Origin of the sequence: Sandarakinorhabdus sp. (genome assembly GCF_031422795.1) — a bacterium.
Taxonomy (GTDB): Bacteria; Pseudomonadota; Alphaproteobacteria; order Sphingomonadales; family Sphingomonadaceae; genus Sandarakinorhabdus.
On record NZ_JANPML010000222.1, the window covers coordinates 1 to 2131 of the forward strand.

Below are 2131 nucleotides of genomic sequence, written 5' to 3' on the forward strand. Positions count from 1 at the left end.
GGCGGGCTTGTCCCAGATCGCCGGAGCGGCTTCGGTTTCACCGCCGGTTTTGGAACTGGCCGGGAAATGCGCCGGGAAGGCCTTGGCCGCGGCGGCATAGTTGGCGAGGATCTTGTTGGCCATGGCGGCATCGAACGGCACGACGCCCTTCAGCATCTCTCCGCCCATCTTGGTGTCCTTGCCATTGCCCTTCATGATCGCCTTGCGATCTTCGATCGGGCCGGCCAGCGCGACGCTCGGCAGGATCACGGCGGTGGCCAGAACGGCAGCAGCAACAGCACGCAGCATCATCAGTCTCACCAGATTCAGGCCATTACGGCACCGGATTAGCATATCCCGGGCAACCGCCCTCCGCCAATACCCAATTGGCGCAGGGAAATCACCTCTCCCCGCTGGGGAGAGGTCGACTCGCGCGGTACGCGCGGCGGGAGAGGGGTCGGATCGGGACGGAAAACCGGTTCCGGGCGCCCGACCCCTCTCCCGGGCCTCGCTTCGCTCGTCTCTCGACCTCTCCCCGCCGGGGAGAGGTGACGATTACTTCAGATCAGGCGGCGTCGCATCGGCCTGGATCAGCGCGACGGCCTCGGCCAGCGGCATCACCTTCTGGTCGCCGCCCTTCAGATTGCGCAGTGCCACCGTGCCTTCTTCGGCTTCACGCCGGCCCAGCACCAGCATGTAGGGCGCTTTTTGCAGGCTGTGTTCACGCACCTTCAGGTTGATCTTTTCGTTGCGCAGATCGGTTTCGACGCGGATGCCGGCCTTGCGCAGCGTTGCGGCCACTTGCTGCGCATAATCGTCGGCATCCGAAACGATGGTCGCCACCACGGCCTGCACCGGGGCCAGCCAGGTCGGGAACCAGCCGGCGAAATGTTCGATCAGGATGCCGATGAAGCGTTCATAGCTGCCCAGAATCGCCCGGTGCAGCATCACCGGCCGGTGGCGGCTGCCGTCTTCGCCCACATAAGATGCGTCGAGGCGTTCTGGCAGCACCGTATCGGTCTGGATGGTGCCCACCTGCCAGGTGCGGCCGATGGCGTCGGTCAGGTGGAATTCCAGCTTGGGCGCATAAAACGCGCCTTCGCCGGGAAGTTCTTCCCAGCCCCAATCGGCGTTGTCGCGCCCGGTGGCCTTCACGGCATCGCGCATCGACTGTTCCGACCAGTCCCACATCGCATCGCTGCCGAAACGTTTTTCGGGGCGCAGCGCCAGCTTGATGGCATAGCTGAACCCGCCCAGATCCTTGTAGACCACATCCAGCAGGTCGCAGAAGGCGGCGATTTCGGCCACGATCTGGTCTTCCCGGCAAAAGATATGGCCATCGTCCTGCGTGAACTGGCGCACGCGCATCAGGCCGTGCAGCGCGCCGTGCGGTTCGTTGCGGTGGCAGCAGCCCATTTCCGCCAGCCGCAGCGGCAGATCGCGGTAGGATTTGATGCCCTGCCGGAAGATCAGCACATGCGCCGGGCAGTTCATCGGTTTCAGCGCCATCCACTGCGCTTGCGTGCTCACCACCGGGCCTTCATCCTCGGTATTGGGCACTTCGTCGGGGATGACGAACATGTTCTCGCGATATTTGCCCCAGTGGCCGGATTGTTCCCACTGGCGCGCGTCCATGATCTGCGGGGTTTTCACCTCGTCATAGCCGGCGGGATCGAGGCGGCGGCGCATATAGGCTTCGAGTGCGCGATAGATGACGAACCCGCGCGGATGCCAGAACACGCTGCCGTGGGCGACCTCTTCCAGATGGAACAGGTCCATCTCGCGGCCCAGCTTGCGGTGGTCGCGCTTGGCGGCTTCCTCCAGCCGCGTCAGATGCGCGTCGAGCTGCTTTTTGCTCAGCCAGCCGGTGCCATAGATGCGCGAAAGCTGCGGATTCTTGGGATCGCCGCGCCAATAGGCGCCCGAAACGCGCGTCAGCTTGAAGGCCTGCGCGTCGAGCTTGCCGGTGGACGGCAGATGCGGCCCGCGGCACATGTCGAGCCAGTCATCGCCCGACCAATACACCGTCAATTCGTCGCCATCGGGCAGGCTTTGCGCCCATTCGGCCTTGAAGGCTTCGCCCTGCTGCTGCCAGCGGCTAACCAGTTGGCTACGGCTCCACACTTCGCGGCGCAACGGCTTGTCGGCACGG

Annotated in this window: 2 protein-coding genes; both read right to left on the reverse strand. The window is 64.4% G+C overall.

Annotated elements, in window-relative coordinates:
* Positions 1 to 291: cytochrome c (locus RMO81_RS08345; protein ID WP_310475365.1), on the reverse strand; the 291-nt coding region annotated here is incomplete at its 3' end.
* 243 nt (positions 292 to 534) lie between these two features.
* A partial coding sequence (gene thrS, locus RMO81_RS08350; protein ID WP_310475366.1) for a threonine--tRNA ligase occupies positions 535 to 2131 on the reverse strand: 1597 nt, incomplete at its 5' end.